The 1,183-nt window shown below is 28.4% G+C and carries 1 protein-coding gene; it reads left to right on the top strand.

Annotation, left to right across the window (positions count from 1 at the left end):
* The coding region (locus DWZ53_RS11070) for an ISL3 family transposase (protein ID WP_158575429.1) at window positions 1–1,035 on the top strand (1,035 nt) is incomplete at its 5' end.
* Window positions 1,036–1,183 lie beyond the last annotated feature (148 nt).

The following is a 1,183-nucleotide window of genomic DNA, read 5'->3' as shown; positions in this document are numbered from 1 at the left end:
ATTTCTATTTTAAATAAATTGAAGCCATATAATGCTACTTATGCTTCAATAGCTAGAATGTATGGCATTTCTGTTACCAGAGTAGTAGATATATTTGATGCTTTCGTTAGAATCAAAAGGCATTCTCTTCCAAAAGTACTATTGATTGATGAGTTTCATTTTTCTAGGCGTGCTAAATACAAGTATCCTGCTATTCTTATGAATTTTGAAAACAACTTAATCATTGATATTGTTGAATCGAGAACTCATGATATTATGTCGGATTATTTCTTTAAAATCAGTTTGGAGGAAAGAAAAAAGGTCGAATACATATGTACGGATATGAGCTTCATTTTCAAGCCATTACTAAAAACATATTTTCCTCATTCGACCTTACTTATTGATCATTTTCATGTGATTCGATTAATAAATGATCAATTAAATCATACTCGAAAAAGAATTATGCGTAAATATGAGAAAAACAAAAAATCCATAGAATACAGACTATTAAAACATAGATACAAAATATTACTTAAATCTAGAAATGATGTAGATTGTGAAGTATTCAAACATGACAAAATATTAGGATATCATGTAACTGAAAATATGATTCTAGAAAAATTGTTAAGTTTTGATGATGAACTTAAACAAGCCTATAGTGCAAAAGAAGAATATCTTATTTTTGATCAGGTTACAAAAGATGAAGTTAATGATACTGACAAAAGAAAAGAATTAAACGATGTAATCAAAAGATTTAAGCATACTCAGGTTGAAGAAAGCATATGTGTTGCAGAAACCCTTAGTCACTGGAAAGAAGAAATACTAAACTCATTTATATGGGTTAATGGCAGACGTATTTCTAATGGACCATGTGAAGGTAAAAATAATTATATTAAAAAGATTTTATTTAACGCAAATGGCATGACTAATTTCCAACGCGCAAGAAACAGAATATTATATTCTCAAAATAAATATGAAACATATTCTACAAAAGAACATGAAGACAGTATTAAACGTTCATGTGAACCTAGAGGACATTATAAAAAAATTAAATAATAAAAGGAGGAATACCGGAACTAGACATCATCCTTAGTATCCTCCTAAAAAGCAACGAATATTTTAAAGGGAATTCTATTTTATCATCAGAATTCCCCTTAATATTTTATAGCGATTTTCATAAAAGCACTCGATTATTTAAAGCGCC

Source organism: Coprobacillus sp. AF33-1AC (assembly GCF_003475785.1).
Taxonomy (GTDB): domain Bacteria; phylum Bacillota_I; class Bacilli_A; order Erysipelotrichales; family Coprobacillaceae; genus Faecalibacillus.
This window is presented reverse-complemented; position numbering and strand designations above follow the sequence as displayed.